This is a genomic window from Tardiphaga sp. GW822-FHT04G09, from assembly GCF_058800725.1.
Map to the genome: position 1 here is coordinate 66,195 of NZ_JBXAMO010000006.1, position 24,506 is coordinate 90,700.

Annotated in this window: 22 protein-coding genes; 11 read left to right on the forward strand and 11 right to left on the reverse strand. The window is 62.8% G+C overall.

Translation table 11 applies throughout. The features are described 5' to 3' along the window. Window positions 1-2: 2 nt before the first annotated feature. The 4 genes from AC1RLZ_RS13170 to AC1RLZ_RS13185 all read right to left on the reverse strand — a co-directional run bounded on the left by AC1RLZ_RS13170 (window position 3) and on the right by AC1RLZ_RS13185 (window position 5,391). Window positions 3-1,022 (reverse strand): ABC transporter permease, encoded by a 1,020-nt coding sequence (locus AC1RLZ_RS13170; protein ID WP_493188987.1) that lies wholly within the window; start codon window positions 1,020-1,022, stop codon window positions 3-5. After that, window positions 1,019-2,605 carry an ABC transporter substrate-binding protein gene (locus tag AC1RLZ_RS13175; protein ID WP_493188988.1) on the reverse strand — a complete coding sequence of 529 codons (1,587 nt, stop codon included), beginning with the start codon at window positions 2,603-2,605 and terminating at the stop codon, window positions 1,019-1,021. The genes AC1RLZ_RS13170 and AC1RLZ_RS13175 overlap by 4 nt, the downstream gene beginning before the upstream one ends. A 101-nt stretch (window positions 2,606-2,706) precedes the next feature. After that, on the reverse strand, window positions 2,707-4,293 hold the full coding sequence (locus AC1RLZ_RS13180) for an ABC transporter substrate-binding protein (protein WP_493188989.1): 1,587 nt from the start codon (window positions 4,291-4,293) through the stop codon (window positions 2,707-2,709). A gap of 168 nt (window positions 4,294-4,461) precedes the next feature. Continuing rightward, the gene (locus tag AC1RLZ_RS13185; protein WP_493188990.1) at window positions 4,462-5,391 is read right to left on the reverse strand and encodes a 2-hydroxyacid dehydrogenase; all 930 of its coding nucleotides are present in this window, start codon (window positions 5,389-5,391) and stop codon (window positions 4,462-4,464) included. Window positions 5,392-5,535: 144 nt separating this feature from the next. Between AC1RLZ_RS13185 and AC1RLZ_RS13190 the strand changes: the two genes are divergently transcribed. Beyond that, on the forward strand, window positions 5,536-6,414 hold the full coding sequence (locus AC1RLZ_RS13190; protein ID WP_493188991.1) for an AraC family transcriptional regulator: 879 nt from the start codon (window positions 5,536-5,538) through the stop codon (window positions 6,412-6,414). A gap of 10 nt (window positions 6,415-6,424) precedes the next feature. Here AC1RLZ_RS13190 and AC1RLZ_RS13195 read toward each other — a convergent pair whose 3' ends face one another. The 3 genes from AC1RLZ_RS13195 to AC1RLZ_RS13205 form a co-directional block, all read right to left on the reverse strand. After that, window positions 6,425-6,655: a hypothetical protein gene (locus tag AC1RLZ_RS13195; protein ID WP_493188992.1), complete on the reverse strand. Its 231-nt coding sequence runs from the start codon at window positions 6,653-6,655 to the stop codon at window positions 6,425-6,427. Next, a complete protein-coding gene (locus AC1RLZ_RS13200; protein WP_371422665.1) occupies window positions 6,652-6,873 on the reverse strand; it encodes a hypothetical protein in 222 nt (73 codons plus the stop codon). The genes AC1RLZ_RS13195 and AC1RLZ_RS13200 overlap by 4 nt, the downstream gene beginning before the upstream one ends. Before the next feature lie 203 nt (window positions 6,874-7,076). Next, window positions 7,077-8,618, reverse strand: a complete 1,542-nt coding sequence (locus tag AC1RLZ_RS13205; protein WP_371422664.1) for an acetolactate synthase large subunit — start codon at window positions 8,616-8,618, stop codon at window positions 7,077-7,079. A 239-nt stretch (window positions 8,619-8,857) separates the two neighbouring features. Here AC1RLZ_RS13205 and AC1RLZ_RS13210 point away from each other — a divergent pair, with 239 nt between their 5' ends. Beyond that, a complete protein-coding gene (locus AC1RLZ_RS13210; RefSeq protein ID WP_493189135.1) occupies window positions 8,858-9,472 on the forward strand; it encodes a L,D-transpeptidase in 615 nt (204 codons plus the stop codon). Between the two features lie 106 nt (window positions 9,473-9,578). Next, the gene (locus tag AC1RLZ_RS13215) at window positions 9,579-10,397 is read left to right on the forward strand and encodes a DUF2927 domain-containing protein (protein ID WP_493188993.1); all 819 of its coding nucleotides are present in this window, start codon (window positions 9,579-9,581) and stop codon (window positions 10,395-10,397) included. 945 nt (window positions 10,398-11,342) lie between these two features. On the opposite strand, the gene AC1RLZ_RS13220 is transcribed toward AC1RLZ_RS13215, so the two are convergent. The 3 genes from AC1RLZ_RS13220 to AC1RLZ_RS13230 form a co-directional block, all read right to left on the reverse strand. Beyond that, a complete protein-coding gene (locus AC1RLZ_RS13220) occupies window positions 11,343-12,935 on the reverse strand; it encodes an MFS transporter (protein WP_493188994.1) in 1,593 nt (530 codons plus the stop codon). After that, complete coding sequence (locus AC1RLZ_RS13225) at window positions 12,922-14,070, reverse strand: HlyD family secretion protein (protein ID WP_493188995.1); 1,149 nt, start codon at window positions 14,068-14,070, stop codon at window positions 12,922-12,924. Before AC1RLZ_RS13225 ends, AC1RLZ_RS13220 begins: the two co-directional genes overlap by 14 nt. A gap of 115 nt (window positions 14,071-14,185) precedes the next feature. Continuing rightward, window positions 14,186-14,893 carry a MarR family winged helix-turn-helix transcriptional regulator gene (locus tag AC1RLZ_RS13230; RefSeq protein ID WP_493188996.1) on the reverse strand — a complete coding sequence of 236 codons (708 nt, stop codon included), beginning with the start codon at window positions 14,891-14,893 and terminating at the stop codon, window positions 14,186-14,188. Window positions 14,894-15,036: 143 nt separating this feature from the next. Between AC1RLZ_RS13230 and AC1RLZ_RS13235 the strand changes: the two genes are divergently transcribed. After that, window positions 15,037-15,618 (forward strand): amino acid synthesis family protein, encoded by a 582-nt coding sequence (locus AC1RLZ_RS13235; RefSeq protein ID WP_493188997.1) that lies wholly within the window; start codon window positions 15,037-15,039, stop codon window positions 15,616-15,618. A gap of 49 nt (window positions 15,619-15,667) precedes the next feature. Further along, the gene (locus tag AC1RLZ_RS13240; RefSeq protein ID WP_493188998.1) at window positions 15,668-16,867 is read left to right on the forward strand and encodes an amidohydrolase family protein; all 1,200 of its coding nucleotides are present in this window, start codon (window positions 15,668-15,670) and stop codon (window positions 16,865-16,867) included. Between the two features lie 243 nt (window positions 16,868-17,110). Here AC1RLZ_RS13240 and AC1RLZ_RS13245 read toward each other — a convergent pair whose 3' ends face one another. Next, window positions 17,111-18,619, reverse strand: coding sequence for a 4-hydroxyphenylacetate 3-hydroxylase family protein (locus tag AC1RLZ_RS13245; RefSeq protein WP_493188999.1), 1,509 nt, complete (start codon window positions 18,617-18,619; stop codon window positions 17,111-17,113). A gap of 185 nt (window positions 18,620-18,804) precedes the next feature. Between AC1RLZ_RS13245 and AC1RLZ_RS13250 the strand changes: the two genes are divergently transcribed. The 6 genes from AC1RLZ_RS13250 to AC1RLZ_RS13275 all read left to right on the forward strand — a co-directional run bounded on the left by AC1RLZ_RS13250 (window position 18,805) and on the right by AC1RLZ_RS13275 (window position 24,469). Further along, window positions 18,805-19,491, forward strand: coding sequence for a MarR family winged helix-turn-helix transcriptional regulator (locus AC1RLZ_RS13250; protein WP_493189000.1), 687 nt, complete (start codon window positions 18,805-18,807; stop codon window positions 19,489-19,491). Window positions 19,492-19,982: 491 nt separating this feature from the next. Then, window positions 19,983-21,209, forward strand: a complete 1,227-nt coding sequence (locus AC1RLZ_RS13255; RefSeq protein ID WP_493189001.1) for an ABC transporter substrate-binding protein — start codon at window positions 19,983-19,985, stop codon at window positions 21,207-21,209. Window positions 21,210-21,298: 89 nt separating this feature from the next. After that, complete coding sequence (locus AC1RLZ_RS13260) at window positions 21,299-22,177, forward strand: branched-chain amino acid ABC transporter permease (RefSeq protein WP_371424735.1); 879 nt, start codon at window positions 21,299-21,301, stop codon at window positions 22,175-22,177. After that, complete coding sequence (locus AC1RLZ_RS13265; RefSeq protein WP_493189002.1) at window positions 22,177-23,013, forward strand: branched-chain amino acid ABC transporter permease; 837 nt, start codon at window positions 22,177-22,179, stop codon at window positions 23,011-23,013. The genes AC1RLZ_RS13260 and AC1RLZ_RS13265 overlap by 1 nt, the downstream gene beginning before the upstream one ends. Continuing rightward, on the forward strand, window positions 23,010-23,762 hold the full coding sequence (locus tag AC1RLZ_RS13270) for an ABC transporter ATP-binding protein (RefSeq protein WP_493189003.1): 753 nt from the start codon (window positions 23,010-23,012) through the stop codon (window positions 23,760-23,762). The genes AC1RLZ_RS13265 and AC1RLZ_RS13270 overlap by 4 nt, the downstream gene beginning before the upstream one ends. Next, window positions 23,762-24,469, forward strand: coding sequence for an ABC transporter ATP-binding protein (locus AC1RLZ_RS13275; protein ID WP_493189004.1), 708 nt, complete (start codon window positions 23,762-23,764; stop codon window positions 24,467-24,469). Before AC1RLZ_RS13270 ends, AC1RLZ_RS13275 begins: the two co-directional genes overlap by 1 nt. The last annotated feature ends 37 nt before the right edge of the window (window positions 24,470-24,506 follow it).

The following is a 24,506-nucleotide window of genomic DNA, read 5'->3' on the forward strand; positions in this document are numbered from 1 at the left end:
GTTCACGATGCCGCACGCACGGAGACGCGCGGATCGATCACCCGGTAGATCGCATCGGTGAGAAGATTGAGCGCGATCACGATCACCGACATCACCAGGAACACGCCGAGCAATACCGGATAATCGCGCTGCAGCAGCGCGTCATAGATGAGACGGCCGAGACCAGGCCAGGCAAACACGGTCTCGATCACCACCGCGCCGCCAACCAGCGCACCGGCCTGCATACCGGCGACGGTGACGATCGGCAGCATCGCATTACGCAGGATGTGGCGAATGATAATGCGGCCCTGCTTCAGGCCTTTGGCCTTCGCGGTCTTGATGAAGTCCTGATGGGTAACCTCCAGCACCGAAGAGCGCATCAGACGTGTATAGATTGCGAGATACACGGCTGCGAGCGACACGGCCGGCAGGATCAGATGCATCCCGATATCGCCCATGCGCTCCAGTGTCGTCATCGGCACGCCGATGGTGGCGTAACCGAAGGCCGGTAGCCAATCGAGCTGAACCGAGAACAGCAGTACCAGCATGAGGCCGAGCCAGAACACCGGCGTCGCATAGAGCAGCAGCGACACGATGGTCAGGACGGTGTCCGACCATTGGCCGGCACGCACACCGGCCAGCGTGCCGAGGATGATCCCGGACAGCAGCGCGAGAATGAAGGCTGTTGCCGTCAGCAACAGTGTTGCCGGCAAACGCTCGATAATGAGCGACGCCACCGTACGCTGCTGGCGGTAGGAATAGCCAAGATCGAGCGTCACGACGCGCTTCAGATAAGTCGCGAGCTGGATCGGAAACGGCTTGTCGAGCCCGTATTCCGCACGCAACTGCTCCAGAAGCTTTTCGTCGGAGGCGCCGCTCTGGCCGGCAATCACCTGTGCTGGATCGCCGGGTGCGGCGTGGACGAGGATGAAGTTGAAGGTCGCAATGACCAGAACGACCGCAACGAATTTGACAAACCATCCCGCGAGCGCGAGGGCGATCGCGAAAACACGACCGCCGTTGTTGATTGAGGCAGAGGTCATCCGAAGCTCACGGAGCTGAAGGACTCGTGCACGCCAACGCCGGTTGAGGTGACGTTCTTCAGGCGCTTGTCGATGAAGGTCGGATAGGCCGCCTCGAACATCCAGACCACCGGCACATCCTCGACCAGGATCTTCTGCACCTTGCTGTACAGCTCCTGACGCTTGGCATCGTCAATTGCGGATGCTGCCTCGTCGAACAACCGATCGACCTCCGGGTTGGAATAACCGGCGGTGTTCGAGAACAGAATGCCCTTCTTGATGTTGGACGAGATATAGGTGCGCGACACGCCCAGCGCGGGATCGCCGTACTGATAGACCAGGTTGCCGGTCATCTCGTAATCCCAGTTGCTGAACTTCTCGGCCCAGCCGCCGACATCAGTGTTCTCGAGCTGGATGTCGATGCCCACACGGCCGAGCGTCTGGCGAATGAATTCGCCGGCACGCTGATAGACCTCGCCATAGGGCGGGATCAGATATTTGAGCGTGACGCGCTTGCCGTCCGCACCGGGCTTCAGGCCCATCTCGTCGAGCAGCGCCTTGGCCTTCTCGATCGAGTAGTCATAGCGCTTCACATCCTTCTCGTAGAAGCGGGTCTTCGACGACACCGGCCCGGTCGCGATCTTGGGCATACCGAAATAGACGCGCTGCGCCATCGACTTCAGATCGAGCGCATGCGCAATGGCCTGACGGAAGCGCTTGTCGTCCATCGGCTTGACGCGGTTGTTGAGCTCGAGCCACTGATGCGGGGCGAAATATTCATAACCCTTGGTGGTCATCTCGTAATTCGGCAGCTTCGACAGGCGAGCGACATCATAAAACTCGATGTCGTTCCATTGCGTGAGCTGGATCTTGCCCTGCTCCAGCGCCAGCGAGCGCGACGCGGCGTCCGGAATGATTCGATAGATGACCTCGTCGAGATACGGCTCATCCTTGCGGTAATAGCCTTCGTGGCGGACGAGATGGACGTGGGACCCTTTGACCCACTCTTTCAGCTTGAACGGACCCGAGCCGATCGCCTGCGCATTCGCCGGGTTCTTGCGATAGTCCGAACCATCATAGATGTGCTTCGGCACGATCGGGCCGGTGGTGCAATCGAGCGCGGTGAGGAACGGCGCGAACGGCGCTTTCATCTTGAAGATCACCGTGAGCGGGTCGGGCGTCTCGGCCTTGTCGATGCGCGAATAAATTGCACGCGCACGCGCATGCGTCTCCGGCAGCATCTTGGTCATCGAGAACGCGACGTCCTCCGAGGTGAGCGGCTTGCCGTCGTGGAAGGTGATGCCCGGGAACAGCTTGAACGTGTAGGTGAGGCCATCGGGCGAAACCTCCCAGGACTGCGCGATGCCGGGCATCGGCTTGAGGTCGGTACTGTAACGCAGCAGGCTCTCATAGATCTTGCCGCCCAGGGTCAGCGTCGGCTGCTGCTGGTTCAGCGCGGTGACGAGAATCGGAGGCTCAGGCTGAATGATCGTGTTCAGCGTGCCACCCTTGGTCTGGCCAACAGCACGGGTGACGCCGAGGGGAATACCCGAGAGTGAAACCGCGCTCACGCCCATCAGCTTTGCGAATTCACGTCTATTCATAGCCTCTTCCTTTTAGCATTGGCACCTGACAGCGGCTGTAGCCGGACGCTTGCACGTCTGGCTACAGCCGAGCCATCAAGTGACTTTCAGTAACTTCGGCTTCACCCGAGCGTCACGGCTCCAAAAGTCTCGTGCACACCGATGCCGGTGGTGATGACGTTCTTCAACCGCTTGTCGATGAAGTTGGGGAAGTCTTGCTCGACCATCCATGCGATCGGGACTTCTTCTACGACGATTTTCTGCACGGCCGTGTAGAGCTCCTGGCGTTTTGCGTCAGATGTCGCCACGGCGGCTTCCTCGAATAGCCGGTCTACTTCCGGATTGGAATAGCCCGCGATATTTGAGAACAGAATACCTTTGCGGATATTCGCCGTAACGTAGCTGCGCGACACGCCCAGCGCCGGATCGCCGAACTGGTACAGCAGATTGCAGGTCATCTCGTAATTCCAGTTGCTGGTGCGTTCGGCCCAGCCGGCAAGATCGAGATTCTCCAGTTGCAGATCGATGCCCACACGACCCAGCGACTGCTTGAAGAATTCAGCCGAGCGCTGCCAGATTTCGCCGTAAGGTGGCACGAGGAACTTGATGCTGACACGCTTGCCGTCGGCGCCGGGCTTCAGGCCCATTTCGTCGAGCAGGGCCTTCGCCTTGTCCAGCGAGTAGTCGTACTGCTTGACGTCCTTTTCGTAGAACCGCGTCTTCGACGAAACGGGGCCGGTTGCAACCTTGCCGAGATTGAAGAACACGCGCTGCAGCAGCGCCTTGCGATCGACCGCGAACATGACGGCCTGACGGAAACGCTTGTCATCCATCGGCTTGACGCGAAGATTGAACTCCAGCCAGAAATGCGGCGCGAAGAATTCGTAGCCCTTCGTCGTCATTTCGACATTGGGCAGCTTCGAGAGACGTGCGACGTCGAACAGTTCGACATCGGTCCACTGCGTCAACTGGACCTTGCCCTGTTCGAGCGCGACAGCGCGCGAGGCACCGTCCGGAATGACCCGGTAGATGATCTCGTCGAGATGCGGCTCGCCCTTGCGGTAATAGCCCTCGTGCTTGACGAGATGAACATGCGATCCCTTGACCCATTCCTTCAGCTTGAACGGACCCGAGCCGATCGCCTGCGCGTTGGCAGGGTTCTTGCGGAAATCGGTGCCGTCATAGACGTGCTTCGGCACGATCGGCGCGGTGGTGCAATCGAATGAATTGAGGAATGGCGCAAACGGCGCCTTCAGCGTGAACACGACCGTGAGCGGATCGGGCGCTTCAGCCTTGTCGATGCGCAGGAAGGTGCCGCGTGCACGCGCGTGGGTTTCGACGAGAACCTTGGTGACCGAGAACACCACATCTTCCGATGTCAGCGGCTTGCCGTCATGGAAGGTGATGCCCGGAAACAGCTTGAACGTATAGACGAGGCCATCGGGCGAAACGGTCCAGGATTCAGCAAGACCCGGAAGCGGCTTGAGGTCGGAACCGTAGCGCAACAGACTCTCATAGATCTTGCCGCCCAAAGTCAGCGTCGGCTGCTGCTGGTTCAGCGCCGTCACCAGGATCGGCGGCTCGGGCTGGATGATGGTATTGAGCGTGCCGCCCTTGGTCTGTCCAACGGCGCGGGTGACGCCGAGGGGAATTCCCGAAAGCGCAGTCGCACTCAAACCCAATAGCTTCGCGAATTCACGTCTGTTCATGCCGGTCCCTCTTGATGATCGCCTGACTGGACTGTCGCGAATGCGCGACCTGTGCAGGCAAGGATGTTCTTGCAAGTTTCAGACCGCCGCCGACCGCGGGCCGACAATTGTCGCGATCGGGCCGTCCCGTGTTCCTCGAACAGGCATGCCGCGTCAACAGGCAGAGGATCAATATCCCAATGCCGGATCGACGCGGTTGAGTAGAACCTCTCCAGCGTTGAGGCGGCGGATATTCTCGGCAATCTGATCGGCAATGACTCGCGGTTTGGCCAATCCAGCCATATGCGGCGTCACCAGGATACCCGGCTCCGTCCACAGCGGATTGTCGGGCTGCAACGGCTCCTTGTCGAATACATCGAGAATCGCGCCGCGCAGATGGCCCGAACGCAATGATGCGACGAGATCGGGGATGTTCAGATGCTCGCCGCGGCTGCAGAGGATGAGCGCCGCTCCTTTCGGTAGGCGAGCGAAGCGGTCGGCGTTGAGGATTCCCATCGTGCTCGGCGTTAGCGGCAGCAGGCAGATCAGAATGTCGGCCTGCGCCAGGAAATCGTCGAGTGCGCCGTCGCCCGCGAAGACGTCCACGCCCTCGACCTGCTTCGCCGAGCGTGACCAGCCGGAAACCTTGTAACCGACCGATTTCAGCAGCGTAGCGGCCTGGATGCCGAGGGTGCCGAGACCGAGGATGCCGACGCGCTTGTCGGTGGCAGCGACCTGGTCGTAGCGATGCCAATGACCATTGCGCGCATTGGTGGAGACGCGATCGAACTCGCGGTGAAAATACAGCGTTCCCCACAGCACATATTCGGCCATCGCCTTGCCCAGCAAGGGATCGACGATCCGGCAAAGCGGCAGGTTCGGCAGCGCCGTGTCGGACAGCACGTTGTCCACACCGGCGGCGATGGAGTGGATCAGCCGCAAATTCGGCATGGTCGCCATCACGCTTGAGGGCGGTTTCCAGCAGACCACCACCTCCCCGTCCAATGCGCCCGGCTCCGGCCAATGGGATACGACCGCGCCGGGAACCGCCCGTTTCAAGTGATCCTCCAGGAAGCCCATGGTATTGGACAGGGTGGTCATGAGGGTAATGCGGGTCATCAAATTCCTGCGTTTGTTTCTGCCATTGGCATGAAGCCTGCTTTGAGAATGGCAAACGTCCGGAACGATGCGCTCAAAACCTCTATCCCAAGGTACGATGTCGGCGCATCATCTCCGTCTTCACAGGGTCAGGATCTGTCGCATATGGGCCATCTGTCTTCAATTTCGTGCAGCACGCCGCGCCAGCGCATCGCGCCGCCGGCCATGGTGAGTTTTTCCGGCTTCGAGGCCAGCGGCCGCCGCGCCGATGCACTGCAGGCCGCACAACGCCCGGTCGTTGCGATGGCTGCCGAATTCTCCTCGGGCGGCGTCGGCGTCCGGCATAGCCACCGCCGCGCGCAGTTTCTCCATGGCCTGACCGGCGTCATGACCGTGATCACCGAGACCGGCAGCTGGACCGTATCGCCGCAGCACGCATTGTGGATTCCGCCGGGCGTCGTGCATCAAAGCCGCTGCTGGGGCACGGTGCAGCTCCGCACGCTCTATGTCGAACCGGAAGCGACCATCGGCCTGCCGAAGACCTGTCAGTTGATGGAGGTCTCATCGCTGGTGCGCGCGCTGCTCAACGAAGCCGTCACCTTCCCGACCGAATACGACATGGATGGCCGCGAGGGCCAGATCATGAATTTGATGCTCGCGGAAATCGGTCGCATGCCGGCCGTGCCGCTGCGCGCGCCGATGCCGCAGGACCGCCGCCTCGCACGCATCTGCGAGGCGATCCTGCGCGAGCCCGGCAACAATCAGGATCTGGAAGCCTGGTCGCAGATCGGCGGCCTCGGCCGACGGACGCTGACGCGGCTGTTTCGCCGCGAGACCGGCATGAGCTTCGCTGAATGGCGCCAGCAGGTGCGCTTGATGGAAGCGCTGTCGCGCCTGACCATGCGCGAACCGGTGACCAACGTCGCGCTCGATCTCGGCTATGATAGTCCGAGTGCCTTCAGCGCCATGTTCCGTCGCTCGATGGGGATTTCACCACGCGACTATCTGCGCTGGAGCGAACAGACGGCAGAGCTGGCAACGTAAGCAACTCGCTTTAGAGTTCGCTGGCAGGTCGGTCTTCGACCGCCGCGCGCAATCGCCGGATACCGGCCTCGATCTCGCGGATGTCGTCGTCGAGCTGCCCGAGCAGTACCCAGAAATTGAAATCGGTGCGATTACGGATCGACATCGCGAGGCCTTCGCGGTGCACCTTCATATCTTGCAGCGCACTCAACTGGTTTGTTTCGACATAGGCCGCAACGACAAGTTCAATCGCACTATTCACCGCAAAGTCGCTTTCTTCTCGGCTTCTTCAATCTTGGCTTTCAGCAGCGCCTTGGTTTCACGCACGCCCGGAAAGGGCGTGCCGAGCCGGCGCGCCTGGATTTGCACCGAGCTTTGCGGCCGCTTCAAGATGACGGCTGCGCGCGCCAGTGAAATCTTGCGCGCGATGAGGTCCTTCAGGATTTCGAGCTGCGCGTCGTCCCAACGATTTTTTGCCATGGCGGCTTATGACTGTCGTCCCAATATCTGTCTGCACGATCTCTCACTGATCGCAACGCGAAGTTCACAGATATTGTTCCGACGCAGGCGGATGATCGATCGCCGTCAATACCGTCCATTCCCAGAAAAGAAGGCTCCGGATTGCTCCGGAGCCTTCTTCGTTGCAGCTCTTGTCTGGTTCGACAGCGCGGCTTGGCCGCCGCTTACATCACCACTTCGATCAGCTTCGGCCCCTTCGCGGCGATCGCGTTGGCAAGCGCCTTGTTGAAGTCATCGACATTCGACACCGAAACTCCGGGGACGCCCATGCCCTTGGCGAGCGACACCCAGTCAAGCGCCGGGCGATCGAGATTGAGCATGTCCAGCGCGCGCTGGCCGGGCTCGCCGGCATCGACGCCGGCGAATTCGCCGAGCAGGATTTGATACTTGCGGTTGGCGAACACGATGGTGGTGATGTCGAGTTCTTCGCGGGCCTGGGTCCACAGCGACTGCAGCGTATACATCGCGCTGCCGTCGCCGACCATGCAGATCACCTTGCGATCCGGGCAGGCCACGGCGGCGCCGGTGGCGACCGGTGTCGAGAAGCCGATCGAGCCGCCCATGTTCTGCAGCCAGTCATGCGGCGCTGCAGCAGCGGTCGGCGGGAAGAACCCGCGGCCGGTGGTCAGCGACTCATCGACCATGATGGCGTTTTCCGGGATCGCATAGGCGATCGCCTGCGCAATCGTGGTGTGGTTCAGCGCGCCGGTCGGCTTCACCAGTTCGGCGAGCTTCTGCGGCTTCACATCCGACGGCTTGGCACCGAGCGCACCGGCCAGCGCTTCCAGCGCAGCGATCGAGTTCTCGCCGCCGGCGGTCACGCGATGCACTTCGCAGCCTTCCGGCTTCAGCATGCTCGGCTTGTTCGGATAGGCGAAGAAGGCCACGGGATCGTTGGCCTCGACCAGCACGATGTTCTTGAAGTCCTTCAGCAGCGGAAGTGCGGCTTCGATCACATAGGGAATGCGGTCGATGGAGAAGCGGCCGCGGCCACGCGCCATGCGCGGATTGTAGGTCTGGCCCATCACCTTGCAGCCGGTCTTGCCGGCGATCTGCTCGGCCAGCGCCAGGCCCTTCTCGGTGAGCGCCTGGCCGGTCATCAGCAGCAGCGTCGAGGCGCCGCCGTCCTTCATGATCCTGGCGGCGGTCTCGACGGCCTGCGCCGAATAGCCGGCGCTCTGCTTTTCGGTCGGCACCGGAGCCACGCCATCGGCGGCGCCCCATGCGGTGTCCGCGGGCAGGATCAGCGTGGCGATCTGGCGATCCTTGGCGGCGGCAATGGCGGCGGCACCGTCCTTGGCGACGGACTTGGAATCCGGCGAGGTGTGCACCCACTGCGACATCGGGCGGGCGAGGCCCTCGATGTCCGACGTCAGCGGCGCGTTGTATTCGATGTGATAGACGGCGTGCTGGCCGACGATGTTGACGATGCCCGAATTGGCCTTCTTGGCGTTGTGCAGGTTGGCGAGGCCATTGGCGAGGCCGGGGCCGAGATGCAGCAGCGTCGAGGCCGGGGTGCCCTTCATGCGGTAGTAGCCGTCAGCGGCGCCGGTCACGATGCCTTCGAACAGGCCGAGCACGCAGCGCATGCCCTCGACGCGGTCGAGCGCCGCGACGAAATGCATTTCCGACGTTCCTGGATTGGCAAAGCAGACATCCACATTGCCCGCCACCAATGTCCGCACCAGGCTTTCCGCACCGTTCATCGTCTCACTCCGTTTGATTTGGTTCGCAATCTCGGTTTCTTGATCTCGGGGGCTGATGAACCATTGTTCGGAGGGCCCGTCAAAGGGTCCGAACGCAAGGCTTCGTTGTGAGGGCCGCGGGGCGGCCTGAACGCCGCTTGTTATCGCTCCATCCGGGCTGTCCTCACACGGCCGTGGCTTGCGGATCAGGGCGATTTATGCCCTGTCTTGGGCCTCAATTTTTATTGGCGAGGACCATGATGAAGCGCCTTTTTGCTCTCTTTTTTGCCGCAGCCGCGTTCACGACGATTGCAATGCCGGCCGATGCACGTGTCCGCAACCAGCCCCCGGCCCAGGACTTCGTGGTCGACGATTCCCCGTCGCTCTCCAACTTCTTCTCCAATTTCGGCAATGGCGGCGGCAACAGCTCCGGCCCGATCCCGCGCCAGACCGTCGGCTTCCAGAGCAATTACGCGCCGGGCACCATTGTCGTGAACACCGCTGAGCGGCGGCTCTATCTGGTGCAGGGCAATGGCCAGGCGCTGCGTTACGGCATCGGCGTCGGCCGCGACGGCTTCCGCTGGGGCGGCGTACACAAGGTCACCGCCAAGAAGGAATGGCCGAGCTGGACCCCGCCGGCGCAGATGCTCGCCCGGCGGCCCGATCTGCCGCGCCACATGGAAGGCGGCATCGACAACCCGCTGGGTGCCCGCGCCATGTATCTCGGCTCGACGCTGTACCGCATTCACGGCTCCAACGAGCCGGAAACCATCGGTCAGGCGGTGTCCTCTGGCTGCTTCCGCATGACCAATGAGGACGTCACCGACCTCTATAACCGCGTATCGGTCGGCGCGACGGTGATCGTCAAGAACTGAGCTTGACCTGAGAACGGGGGCTTCCTGCGGGAAGCCTTCGAATTGTCCGCGGGGGCGGCGCTGAAACGCTTGCGCAAATACGCGCATTGCGAGAACTTGAGTAATAATGCCCGCCCCGAAACCAGAGCGATTCACCGTCCGGACGATTGCCGCGCTGCTGGCTCTCTCGTTTCTGACCACCCTTGTGCCGCAGCCGCCTTATGCCGGCGCCAGCGAACCGCCCGGCGTCACCGCACGCCAGCGCGCCGAGAAGAAGACCTTCACCGACAGCGAGATCATCGACGGTTTTTTCAAGACCGCCTTCGGCGCCGAGTATCACCTCGCCGGCCGCGTCGACCGCATCCGCAAATATGAGCTTCCGGTGCGGGTCTTCGCCGAGGGCCGCGCCGACCGCAAGACGCAGATCGCCAAGGTCGTGACCGACATCGCGCACCGGGTGCAACATCTCAACATCGCCATGGCGGACAAACGCGACGACGCCAATGTGCTGGTGAAGCTGGTGCACGACCGCGATCTCTATCGCACCATCTCGACCTTCTACGGCACCGACCGGGCCAACGAGATCCGCGACTCCCTCGACCCGCAATGCCTGTCCGGCTTCCGCAAGAACGAGGCCTTCGAGATCGAGCGCTCCGACGTCATCCTCACTGTCGATAATGGCGACTTCGTCTTTCTCGATTGCGCCTATGAGGAATTGCTGCAGTCGCTGGGCCCGATCAACGATACCAATTCGGTACCGTGGACGATGTTCAACGACAACGTCCAGATGGGCTTCTTCGATATCTATGATCAGTACATCCTCAATATCCTCTACGACCCCCGCATCAAGGCCGGCATGACCGTGCAGGAGGTCAAGGAGGTGCTGCCGCAGGTGCTCACCGACGTGCGGATCTGGGTGAGCAAGGTGAACGACCTGCAGGATTAGCGGCGACCATGGTCGGCATCGCAGCATCGCAGCATGGGGTGAGCGTCTTCGAAACCCGTCATCTTCTTCGCTTTACATGATGGGTTTCGCTTAGGCGCGATGCGCCTGCGCTCACCCCATCCTACGGTCATGCGTGATGCTCTCGGTCGTCATGGCCGAACTTGCTTCTGCGTTACCGGGCATGACGGTGCACAGCGTAGGATGGGGTGAGCGCAGCGAAACCCATCGCTTTCTTCGTCTGCAGTTGATGGGTTTCGCTCCGGCGCTTCGCGCCTGCGCTCTACCCATCCTACGGCCTCATCCGATTCAACTGTCAAACAGCCACTGCTTCAGACATGCGTCATCGCCCCTGTTGTTTGCGGCGCGGGGGCGCCGTCGTCTCCTGCATTCCCGCCCCCTGGCGAGAGGGCGTGCGGAACGCCGGGTGCCTGATGCACCCCTGGGCCTGATGCCGATGCGGTCTTCCGCAAGTTGGCGCATCAGGACTTTCGGAAAGCACGGGCCAGTGCCCGACGTTCCGCCTGCGGTGTTTTGTCGGCTTGCCGATGCTTGCCCAGGCGACCGATCAAGGTCACCCTTGTTTGGCCCTGCGCGACAGGGCCGGGGGAGCACAAGCTCTTGGGCCGGACGCGTTTCGAATCTGGTCGTCCGTCACTTGATCCGCAGGTTCTTGCTATCCGAAGGCAAGGCGTACCGCCTGTCCCAGTGGTATCCTGACCACAGGCGATGCGGCCTGTCCGCAGACAGCCGTACCCCACACATCCCGTGACGCCGCATCTCCGGCGTCCACCGCCTCCCGCCCCGCAATCGTGACGATCGCGATCGCCCCTCTCGGTGGGGCAGGACGGAGGGGAAAATAATCAAGATAGGGATGCTGTCAATATGGATAGGAAAAAATGTTTGATGCTTTCCAGCCCCAGGCAATGACAAGAGAGATCGGTCCCCTCACCCCCGCGGCTTCGGCGTGAACGGTCCCTTTGGCGCATTGCCGATCAGCGACACAGTGATCAGCGCGGCAATCCCGAACCAGAAGGTCAGCCAGAAGCCGTCGATATAGGCCAGCGTATTGGCCTCGCGCTGCACCAGTGTTGCGAGCGTGCCGACGCCGCGGGCCTGGGCGAGGCCCTCGCCATGGCTGGCGAAGCGGCCGGTGAGCTTGGCGAGAATGCCGACGACATCGGCATCGCCGCTGGCCACATGCTGGCCGAGCAGATTCGAATGGATCTGTTCGCGCACGCGCAGCCAGGTGCCCATCAGCGCGATGCCGATCTCCGCGCCGCCGAGTCGGAAGACCTGGATATAGGCCGCAAAGGCGGTGGCGCGCGACGGATCGGAATTCGACAGCGCGATGATCACGATAGGCAGCAGCGTGAAGCTCTGCCCGAGCGATTGCAACATCACCATCGGGATGAAGTCGCCAAGCGCCCATTCATGGGTGAGCTGCGTGCCGAGAAGACCCGCAGCAGTAAAGGCGGCAAGGCCGATGATGAGCGTCAGTTTCACGTCGTAATAGCGAATGAGCCGGATCGACAGCGGCACCAGCACGATCATCGGCACGACGGCATAGAGCAGAAACAACATGCCGGACTGTTCCGGCCGCAACAGCGCGATGTTGGTGAGGAAATTCGGCGCCAGCGACGAATTCGACAGGCTCGTCATGGTGTAGAGAATGATCGTCAGCAGCGCGAGCCCGATATTGCGCGACAGCAGCACTTCGGCATGCGCCCATGGTCGCTTGACCAGCGCCTCATTGATGAAGAACCCGATCGTCAGGACCGTGCCGCCCCCGAGCAGCGCCACCACGGTGCCGGAGCCGAGCCAGTCCAGCCGGTTGCCCTGATCGAGCCCGGCATAGATCATCGCCATGCCGGTGCCGAGCAGCAGCATGCCGCCCCAATCGGCCTCACACAGCACGAAGCGATTGATCGGCTCGCGCGGCGTGCCGAGCCAGACGAACAGCGCCAGCAGCGGCGCGATGATAACGTCCTGCCAGAACATCCATTGCCAGCCCAGGTGATCGACATAGAAGCCGACTATCGCAGTGCCGGAATTGAGCGAGAAGCCAACGCGGATGGCGTAGATTGCGATGGCCGGCAGCCACCATTGCATCGGCAGATTGCGAAAGATGATCAGCAGCGTCGCCGGCACGAAGGTGCCGAGCAGCATGCCATGTGCAATGTTGAGGACCAGAAGCAGATTGTAGTCGCGCACCAGCGGGATCGTCAGCGAGATCGCCGCATAGACCAGAGCGGGGATGCCGAGCACGCGGCGCAGCCCGAACACCGTGGCCATCCAGGCTACCGCCGGGGCGATGAAGATCTGCGACGCCGTACCAGCGGTGGACAGCCACGCGCCTTCGTCGAAACTCAGCGACAGCGCGCCGCGCAGATCAGCGAGGCCGATGGAAAAGATCCGCGTATCGAAATTGGCGAGGAAGGCGCCGAGCAGTACCGCGCCGACCGCAAAGATCGGATGATGCGAAACGCCCCCGGTCGAGACCGGGCCGCTTTCGATGATCTTGCTTTCACTTTCCGCCATTGTCGGCCGCCGGCGCGTCGGTGTTGATACTCGCGGTCACCGACATGCCCGGCAGCAACCGGTCGAGCAGCGGCTGCCCCTTGTCGAGCGTGATACGGACCGGCACGCGCTGCACGACCTTGGTGAAATTGCCGGTGGCATTATCCGGCGGCAGCAATGCGAATTGCGATCCCGACGCCGGCGAAATGCGCTCGACGCGGCCACGCAGCGTCTCCGCCGAGAACGTATCGACCACGATGTCGACGGGCTGGCCGGGCTTCACGCGCGTGAGTTGCGTCTCCTTGAAATTCGCGATCACATAGACGTCGGGCAGCGGCACGATGCTGATCAGGCTGGAGCCGATATTGACATAGTCGCCCGGCTGCACCTGCCGTTCGCTGACCACGCCATCGAAGGGCGCCACGATCTTCGTGTAACCGAGACGCAGCTTCGCGGCCTGCAGCGTCGCCTTGGCGCCGAGCAGATCGGCGGCGCGCTGCTTGCGCGTGCCGGCAAGAACTTCGAGCTGATGCTTCTGCGCAGCGATGACCGCCCCGCTCGCCTTCACGTCGGCCTGCGCCTTGGCATAGGCGGCGGTGGCCTGTTCAAAGCGCTGCCGCGTGCCGGCTTCGGTCTGGGTCAGCGAGGTCTGACGTTCCTGCTCCTGCTGCGCCTGGACTTCGAGCGCCTGCGCCGACACGCGCTGCGCCTCGGCCTGCGCGATGGTGGCATATTGCAGCTCGACCTGGTTGGCGAGATTGTCGAGCGCGGCCTGCGCGCCGGCCACGCCGGCTTCGGCCTGCGCCACCTGCGCCTCGTAATCCGCGGGGTCGATCTGGATAAGGAGATCGCCGGCTTTGACGTGCTGGAAGTCGCTGACGGCGACGGCCTTCACCGCCCCCGCCACCCGGCTCGACAGCCGCGTCGTCTGCGCGCGGATATAGGCATCGTTGGTGGTCTGCACCGCGCGGTTGCCCATCCAGATGTCCCAGCGCGCTGTCGCCAGAACGACGAACAAGAGCGCGGCGACAACCGCAAACAACGGGATGGCCAGACGACGCCATGTCTTTTGTGCGGGGGTGAGCTCTGCGGGTGTCGGGCCGACAGGCGGCGCCGGTGCCGGCTGTGGCGTCGGGGGGGCATCAACCTGGGACATGTCTTCCTCACAGCAACCTGAGTGGCATTATGTCTCATGTCGCCGCATGCGATTCAATCGCCCGCTGGGCGCCGGTCAGACCAACACCACAGAATTCGGGCCATGCGCGAGGATGTCAGATTATCTTCTTGCGGCGTGCCGGTTTGGTGCCATCATCCGCCGGTACCGACGTGTCCAGACCGCGCGGCTGCAGATAGCGCTGCAGGGCGATGGCACGTTCGCTGGATTCGACGAGGCGCTCGACACTGCCGAGCAATTGATGAAATTCGTCTGCGCTGAGGCAATCGAACTGCACGTCATTGACCTGGCGCTGGGTCGGATTGAGGCTCGCCAGCAGCGCCTCGCCGGCCTGTGTCACCGTGAGACGCAGGCGCCTGCGATCCGCGGGGTCCACGAGCTTGTCGAGCAGGCCCATCTGCTGCAGCTTGTTGGAGACGGTGGTGACGAAAGCGCCGCTGAGATGCAGATGCGCCGCGAGCTCGCGCACGCTGACGTCGCCTTCAGCGGCCAGATACTTGACCGAGATCAGCACGGTGTATTCGATTCCGGCCAGGCCGATCGCGGCGGCATGCCCCTCACGCACGGTCTCGTGTCGCGCGAGGAACGCCAGCAATGTGTGCACGAGTTGCCGGAATGCGTGGTCGGAGCCATCGACCAGCAGCGCCTTGCGCGACGTGGTCAGCGCCGGCGCCGGAAGTTTTGCCTTGACCGCGCTCTTGCCGGCCAGCTTTGCGATCGGTTTGGCCTCCGGCTTGGCAACAGCCTTGCCGGATCTACGCAATGCCGGCGTCTTGGAGAGCGGCGCAACCTTGGAACGAGACATACCGCTTCCTAGTGAACGATCCGCTACAGAATTGGCTGGCGCCCCCTGCTTCGTCAAGCGATTCCGCATACCTTCTAAACGAAGCTATTGATCAAATGCATTTACTGCGTCAGGATCGGCGCCAAATCTGACGGGAGAACATCATGAAACTCGATATCAGGCGCCTGCTCTCTTTCACCGACCACAAGGAGGTCGAGGCCGGCCACCGGCATGACCAGCCCTTGCGGCGCGTCGCCGCCGTGGCCATCGTCGCCAATCCCTATGCCGGACGCTATGTCGAGGATCTGTCCGACGCGATCGCCGCCAGCGTCGAGGTCGGCGCCGTGCTGGCGAAGCTCGCCGTCGAGGCGATGGGATCGTACAAGGTCGAGAGCTACGGCAAGGGCGGCGTCGTCGGCCTCGGCGGCGAGCTTGAACATGCCAATGCGATGCTGACCACGACTTTCGCCACGCCGCTGCGCGAGGCCGTGGGCGGCGCCGAAGCCTGGATCCCCTCCTTCACCAAGCTCGCCGCTCCCGGCTGCCTGATCGACGTTCCCCTCGCGCACAAGGACGCGCTCTATGTCCGCTCCCACTATGACGGCGTCTCGGTGACGCTGCCACCGGATGCGCCGGCGGCTGACGAAGTTGCACTGATCGTCTGCCTCGCCAATCGCGGGCGGCTCAATGCGCGGGTCGGCGGGTTGAATGCCAGGGATATCGGCGGCAAGGACGGCTTGCGCTAGGCTGCAGCTTTGTGCGGCCTTGGACGGTCTTGGGATTGCGGAGACGGATATGAAAACGGCCATCGTCAATATCGGCACCATCGTCACCGGTGATCTCAAGGCGCCGTTCGCCAGTGGCGACGGCATCCTGATGCAGGACGGGCGCATCAGCGCGATCGGCACGCTGTCATCGGAGCAGGTCTCCGCCGCCGATGTGGTGATCGACGCCGCCGGGACGACGGCGATTCCCGGACTGATCGACAGCCATGTGCACATCACCTTCGGCGATTACACGCCGCGGCAGCGCGTGGTCGGCTATCTCGAAAGCTATGTGCATGGCGGCACGACGACGTCCATCACCGCATCGGAAGTGCACGTCCCCGGACGTCCCAAGGATCCCGCCGGCGTGAAGGCGCTGGCGCTGGCCGCACGCGCCTGTTTCCTCGACTATCGTCCCGGCGGCATGCGCGTGCATGCCGGCTCGATCATCCTCGAGCCCGGCCTGACCGAAGCCGATCTGGAAGAACTGGTGGAGGCCGGATTGTGGCTTGCGAAAGCCGGCTTCGGTGCGTTCGACACGCCGTATGACTATGCGCCGCTGATGCAAGCGGCACGCAAGCTCGGCATGGTCACCACCATGCATACCGGCGGCTCGTCGATCCCCGGTTCGTCCGGCATCTGGGCCGAGCATGTGCTGAAATCGAATCCGAGCGTCTCGTTCCACGTCAATGGCGGACCGGTGGCGATGCCCGAAGCCGGCTTCGCGCGGCTCGTGAACGAAAGCGACATCGCGCTGCAGCTCTGCACCGCGGGCAATCTGCGCACCGCATTGCTGACGGCGAAACTGCTCGACGAAGCCAAACAGCCGGAGCGCCTGCTGATCGCGACCGACACACCGACCGGCAGCGGGATCATGCCGCTCGGCATGTTCTACACCATCAGCCATCTCGCGAGCCTGGGCCACATGCCGCCGGAACAGGCGATTGCGGCGGCCACCGGCAACAATGCCATGGTCTACCGGCTGAACAGCGGATTCCTGAAAACCGGCAAGGATGCCGACGTGGTGCTGATCGACGCCTGCGCGGGCGGCTCGCAGGATGACGCGCTCTCGGCACTCCGCAATGGCGATGTGCCGGCGGTGAGCGCGGTGATCACCCATGGCATTCCTCGGTTTGTCGGCCGCAGCCGCAATACGCCGGCGGGTATGCGGAGCGTGCGCGTGGCGGAGACGAGATTGCCGCGGGATTTTTCAGGCGCCGCGGCGCATTGATTGAGTTAACCAATAGAAGCGAAGCGCGCTGTAGCCCCCTCCCCGTTCTGCACGCGAAGAGGGTTGGGGTGAGGGGCGAGGCACACACGACAACTTAACTTCGGCCTCGCGCACTCTGCAGCAAGCGAACCGTGAAAGCATTGGCGTAGGATAGTGTGGCGCGCCGCCCCTCACCCGCGCGCAAGAAGCGCGCGACCTCTCCCCGCGCAAGATGCGGGGAGAGGTTAGGGACGCGACTGCGCTTTAGTTGCTGCCCTTGAATTCCGGCAGATCGTATTTCGCGGTCATCGTCTCGGCCATACCCGCCGCCCGCTCCCAGTCATAGGTGCGGTAGCTGTGGCCGCGGGTGACGAACTGGGCGCCGGCATAGAACATCTCATATTGCAGATGGCGCGAGGCGAATTCGGAGCCGACGGCGTCCCAGGTCAGCTTCAGCAGCTTGACGCGGTCCTGGCCGGACATTGCCGGCGAGATCTGGGTCAGCCCGATAATATCAGCGATTTCCGGATTGCTGAAATCATCCACCGAGGACGGCAGCATCAGCAGTGCGCCGCCAGCGAGTTCACGGATCGTGCTGATGATCTGCGGATACATCTCCTGCGACTGCACCTGCGCCGCATAGAGCAGATGCTTGTTGGGCAGGAAATACTCGCCGCGCATCGCGCCGCCGGCTTCCATGCCGAGCACCATGCCCTCGATCAATGCTGCCTGCGAGGCGAGCTTGCCGAGCACATCCACCACCGGCGGGAAGTTGATGGTGCCGATGGTCCTGGCGATGCCGCGCGCGAGCCCGACCAGGAAGCGCAGCTTCACCGACAGGCGGATCTGCGCCTGATAGTTCTGATACACATGGGCCGGCGTGTCATGGAGCTGGGCCCGGCACATGTCGGTGTTGCGCAGCAGGAACACGCGCTCCCATGACACCTTGACGTCGTCGAAGAACACCAGCGCATCGTTCTCGTCATAGCGATAGGCCAGCGGGTTGTCGTATTCGTTCGGCGCATGCGCCTCAAAGCTCTTGCGCGACAGCATCTTGAGACCTTTGGTCTCCATCGGCAGCGCGCATGAGAAGGCGAGATGCTCTTCGCCCGGCCGCAGCGGCTGGCCGGAGCCGACGAAGATCTCGTTGGCCATGATGGCGGACGTGGCGAACAGTTTTGCGCCGCGGATGGTGATGCCCGACGCATCCTCGTCGACGATGCGCGCCACCATGTCCTGCGCATTCTTGCCCTGATCGCCGAACGCCTTGGAGCGATCGCCCTGCACGTTGTTGATCACATAGGTCAGGAACAGGTCGCTCTTGCGGGCATAGTCATACCAGTCGCGGAACGCCTGCGCGCGTTTCGGATCGTAATTGTCGAACACCTCGATGCCCATCATCATGCCGGACATGGATGAGGCCACGTGATCGGGCGAGCGGCCGAGGAAACCGCCGGACAGTTCGGCCCATTCCACCAGCGCCTTGCGGCGCTCGACCAGCTCCGCGTAGCTCTTCGGCAATTGCCAGGCGCGATTGACCCGGCGGCCGCCGCCGATGTCGAAGGTCATACGCTCGCTATTGGCGGGGTCGGCCTGATAGTCGTACAGCGCGCCGGCCGAGGCGACCGCATGGCGATAGGCGGGATGGGTCGAGACGTCGTCGACCTTCTTGCCGTCGAGATAGACCGCGCGGCCGTCGCGCACGGCGGCGACATGGTCGGCGCCGTTCTTGACGCCGGCAACTGCCGTCCCGGATCCAAATGCCTTGTTCATCACTCTTCTCCGTCACCTGCTGCCGGCCCCGCGCCGGTCACCTTCATTAATAGCTATCATCCGAAGCTATTTTGAATCTGTTGTCAAGCGGACCTGTGGCATTGGCACCTTGCATCGTTCGTCGTGATTGCAATTACCGCACGAAGCCGCCAAGCTCGGGCAAGTTTGATGCATGGAATCATCACGTGGCCAAATCCGCAGCGCGCTCCACACCGACCGGCAAGTCAGTCACCAGCAAGTCAGTTACCAAGGAGATCGGCAAGAAGCCTGCCACGGGCCGGCCGGCGCCCCGCGCTGCACTTACGGTGTCCCGCCCGGAGCTGCTTGTGGATGGCTCGGACGCCCAATTCCGCCGCCTCGTGCACAGCCTGTTCGGGTTTCTGGTCCGCCATCAGACCTTGCGCGAAGGCCATGCCGCCGTCATCGGCCTCGCCGGCATCGAATACACGACCCTGATCTCGATCCGGCATCTGTCGGCGCAAGGCGACGTCCATGTGCGCGCCGTGGCCGATCACCTGCATCTCAGCGGCGCCTTTGTCACCACCGTCACCAACAAGCTCGAGACCAAGGGGCTGATCACCAAGACCTCGCATACCGGCGATCGCCGCCGCATCAGCCTGGTGGTGACGCCCCATGGCGCCGAATTGCTGGAGCGGCTCGCGCCGACTCAGGCGCAGGTGAACGATGTCCAGTTCGGTTGCCTCGGCGCCCGGGAATTCCACCAGTTGCTGGAGATGGTGCAGCGGCTCGTCGATTCCAGCGACCGCGCCATTGCGCTGCAGCGTTATCTTGCCGATACCAATGTGAAGCAGCTCTCCCCCGAAGCGCAATCGATCGCCGTCGCCAAGCGCGGCAAGTCGCGCAAGGGTTGAATCAGGCCTGCAATAGACAGCTTGTCATGGTGTAGGGTGGGTAGAGCGTCTTCGCGAAACCCACCAATCACCCGCATTGGAATCGATGGGTTTCGCTGCGCTCTACCCATCCTACGGGCTCACCCCACTGCTGCGACAAAACGGCACCCGTGCGTGCGGCCCCTGCCCGCCCAGGAGCGGGACGGGAATCGGCCGCAACGCGCCCGCAACACCCAAACACCCGTGAAACAGGCAGTTGCGCGCATTCCCGCCAGCAGCAGATTGCTGCATTTCCGGGCTGCACTGCCGCATAAAATAGCTTCTTAAGAGAACTATTTTATAAAGATACTCACAATGGCGATTGTCAAAGCTTCAAATTTATTGGACGATCCGCCCAACGCTGTCATTCGGCCGTCACGGCCGGCAATGGCACATGGCGTGCATAGAAATCTTTATCTGGATTATGCTGCGGATCACTGCAGCAAAAGCATCAGCAAAGAGGACGATCGTCGATGTCACGGATCAAATCGAATTTGCCGCGCGTATTGGGCACAGTTGCTGCCGTTACGCTGTCGGCCATGGTTGGCGGCCAGGCTGTCGCGCAGGAGATCGCCATCGGCGCCGTGGTGCCGTCGAGCGGCCCGTTTGCCGAATGGGGCCGCAGCAACACCGTGACGCTGAAGATGCTGGAACAGCAGACCAACGATGCCGGCGGCATCAATGGCGCGAAGCTGAAGATCACGATCCTCGACGACGCCGCTAAGCCGGCGCAGGCCGCAAGCTCGCTGCGCAAGCTGGCCGGCGACGAAAAGGTTCTCGCCGTGGCCGGCCCGCTGACCTCGAGCGCCGCCGAAGTGACCTTCCCGGTCGCCAATGAGATGAAGGTGGTCTCCACCTCGCAGGCCTCCTCGAAGCCGGGCGTGGCGAAGCTCAACCGTCCGTGGGCTTTCCGTAACACCATCGACGAAGGCGTTCTCGCCAAGACCACCGTGCCTTTCTACAAGAAGGCCTTCAACATCAAGACCGTCGCCGTGATCTTCGACGCCAAGGATGCCACGGCTTCCACCGTCGGCAAGGCGATCATGCCGGCCGTGCTGAAGGCCAACGACATCACCATCGCCAACGAGAACGATCTGCTGTCGTTCAACACCGGCGACCTCGACGTGTCCGCACAGGTCACCAAGCTGAAGGCCCTGAACCCCGACGGCGTCGTTGTCAGCGCCGATTACAGCCAGGCCATCACCGTGCTGCGCGAAATGAAGCGCCAGGGTCTGATCAAGCCGGTCGTCGGCGCCACCCAGTTGATCTCCTCGGCGATTCTCAAGGCTGCGCCGGAAATCCCGGTGATTGCGCCCGCAACCTTCTACGCCACCATGAAGGGCCCGGCCCCCGAGAAATTCACGGCAACACTGACGCCGCTGCTGCGCAAGGAATCGGGCCTGCCGAAGGATATCGAGCCCAGCATGTATGACGCCAACATCTACGAGATCGTCTCGATGTATATCGACGCGATCAAGAAGGCCGGTGTCACCGGCAAGCCGGCCGATCTCGAAGCCGACCGCACCAAGATCCGCGATCATCTCGCCAAGCTCGAAGGCTTCGCCGGTCTCGGCGGCCCGATCGGCTTCAATGACGAGGGCGACGCGATCAAGGCCTTCTACGTGCTGCAGGGTCAGAACGGCACCTGGGACACCAAGGTCAAGGGCTGCAGCTCGGCGCCGAACCATCCGGCCTGCTGATCTTTCATACCATTCACGCCGCTGCGGCCGGGAAGTCTTCCCGGCCGCAGTCGTGATGACGACCACCTGATTTAACGATTGCGATCCCCATGCTGATACAGCAACTCGTCAACGGACTGACGCTCGGAGCGGTTTATACGCTTCTGGCGCTGTCGTTCTCGCTCGTGATGGGCATTCTCGGCATTCTCAATCTTGCGATTGCCGAACTGTTCATGATCGGCGGCTATCTCGGTTTCACACTGATCCAGGCAGGCTTTCCGCTGCCCGTCGCCGTGCTCGGCGGCATGACCGGCGCGGCCATGATCGCCATCGTGATCGAGAAGATCGGCTACCAGCCGCTGCGCGATGCGCCGTTGGTCACGCCAATGCTATCGACGCTGGGTTTCTCGATCATCCTGCAGAACGTCGCCACCAACATTTGGGGCTCGGATCCAGCCCAGCTCCCCGACGAATATTTCGGCAAGCAGTATACGCTCGGCCCGGTCAATATCGGCGAGATGCAGCTCATCGTCCTCATCGCCACTGTCGTGCTGGTGGCACTCGTCGCCTTCATCGTCCAGAAGACCCCGATGGGCCGCGCGCTGCGCGCCGTCGCCGAGAATCGCGAAGTCGCACGCATCCTGGGCGTATCCGCCGACCGCCTGACCATGCTGGCCTTCATCCTGTCTGGCTCGCTCGCCGGTGTCGCCGGCGTGTTGATCGCCCTGCACTACGGCACCATCACGCCCTATCTCGGCGTCGAGATCGGCCTCAAGGCCATCGCCGTGATGGTGATCGGCGGCACGCGCCAGATCTGGGGCGCGCTGGTCGCGGGTCCGCTGATCGGCATCGCCGAAGTGCTGACTGTCGCTTACGGCGGTTCGCAGGTCCGCGACTTCGTCGTCTACGGCTTCATGATTTTGATTTTGTTGCTGCGTCCGCAGGGCCTGCTCGGCGGTGCGCGATCCGATCAGGGGCAGCGCGTCTGATGTCGACCTATTATGCAAGCCTGCTCGCCGAGTCCGGTATCCTCCTGCTCGGCGCACTCAGCGTCTATATCATCCTCGCCACCGGCCAGCTCTCGCTCGGCAACGGCGCCTTCATGGGAATCGGCGCGTATCTGTCGTCGTATCTCACCGTCGCGCTGAATGTGCCGCTGACGCTCGCCCTTGTGATCTCGGCCATCGTTGCCGGCATCATCGGCGCGATCGTCGCCTTCCCGGCGCTGCGCCTGAAGGGCATCTATCTCGCAATGGCCACCGTCGGCTTCGGCGAAATGGTGCGCAGCTTCTTCCTCAATTTCGACGCCATGGGCGGCTCCGGCGGCTATCGCGGCATGCAGCACATTTCGGTCGGCTATGTCTGGCTGTGGGCCGGCGGCATCCTGATCGCCGTGATGCTGCTGGAACGCTCGCGCGTCTGGCTGGAAATGCAGGCGGTGCATGACGACGAGACGGCCGCCGGCCTGATCGGCCTCAATACCACCGTGACCAAGATCGTCGCCTTCGGCGTCGGCGCAGCCGTGGCCGCCATCTCCGGCGGATTGTTCGCCCATCACAATGTCTATATCGAGCCGGCCAATTTCGGCTTCGATCGCTCGATCGAATTCGTGCTGGCCGTGATCCTCGGCGGCTCCACCGTCGGGCCGGGCTCGCTGGTCGGTTCGCTTCTTCTGGTGTTCCTGCCTGAATTCCTGCGCCCGATCGCCGACTGGCGCCTCGCCGCCTTCGGTACGCTGCTGATCGTCGTGCTGCTGGTCCGGCGTCAGGGCATTCTTGATCGTTCGCTGATCCGAACACTCACCTTCCGGAGGGCCGCAGCATGAGCAACACGCTGCTTCAACTCACCGGCGTCACCAAGACGTTCGGCGGCATCCATGCGCTGTCCGGCATGGTCTGCGAGGTGCCGGAAGGCAAGATCGTCGGCGTGATCGGCCCCAACGGCGCCGGCAAGACGACCTTGTTCAATACCATCACCGGCGCCTATCGCGCCGATGCCGGCGAAGTCAAACTCAAGGGCGTCGACGTCACGCAGTGGCCGTCCTATCGCATCGTGCGCGAGGGCATCGCCCGCACCTTCCAGAACATCCGGCTGTTCGGCAGCATGACGGTCTGGGAGCATCTGCTGGTGGCGCAGCCGCACAGCGAAAGCGCGTGGCGGCGTCTGCTGCCGATCGCTTGGGCCAATCCGGCGGCGCAGGCCCGTGCCGAAGAGGTGATGGCGTTCTTCGGTCTCACCGAACTGCGCGACCGCCCGGCGAAATCCCTGCCTTACGGCATCCAGCGCAAGGTGGAGATGGCGCGCGCCGTCACCGCCAGGCCGAAGCTGCTGCTGCTCGACGAGCCCGTTGCCGGCATGAACCATGACGAGGCCGAGGAAATCCGCGAACTGATGATCCGCTTGCGCGACACCGGCCTCACCATTCTCCTGATCGAACACGACATGAATTTCGTGATGCGGCTCTGCGACTATCTCTATGTCCTCGATTTCGGCGTGCTGATCGCCGAAGGCAAGCCCGAGGACGTGCGCGCCAATCCCGTCGTCCTCGACGCCTATCTCGGAAAGGACAACTGATGCTCACGATCCGGGGCTTGCAGGTCCGCTACGGCGCCATCACCGCCGTGCGCGGCGTCGATCTCGACATCAAGCAGGGCGAGATCGTCGCGCTGCTGGGCGCCAACGGTGCCGGCAAGAGCACGATTGCGCGGTCCATCGCCGGGCTGCTGCCGTTCCAGGGCGACATCACCTATCAGGGCGACAAGCTCGCGCCCAATGCCGCCGAGAAGAACCTCCGCCGCGGCATCGCGCTGGTGCCGGAAGGCCGCGGCATTCTCGCGCGCATGACGGTGCATGAAAACCTGCTGATGGGCATCTACACGCGCAGCGACAAGTCCGCGGCGATGGCCGATGTGGAAAAGATGCTGGAGCGCTTCCCGATCCTCGGCAAGCGCCGCGACGGTCTCGCCAGTCTTCTCTCCGGCGGCGAACAGCAGATGCTGGCCATCGGCCGCGCATTGCTGTCGAAGCCGAAGCTGCTGCTGCTCGACGAGCCGTCGCTCGGCCTCGCGCCGCTGATGACCGACACGCTGTTCAAGATGATCGCCCAGTTCCGCGACGAAGGCCTCACGGTGCTGCTGGTGGAGCAGAAGGCGCGGCAGACGCTGAAGATCGTCGACCGGGCCTATCTGCTGGAGACCGGGCGCGTGGTGACGTCAGGGACGGCGCAGGCGCTGATCAACGATCCGACATTGTCGGAAGCGTTTCTGGGCGGGGGGCATTAGGCCCTCACTTGTCGTTCCGGGGCGTGGGCGGCGCTAG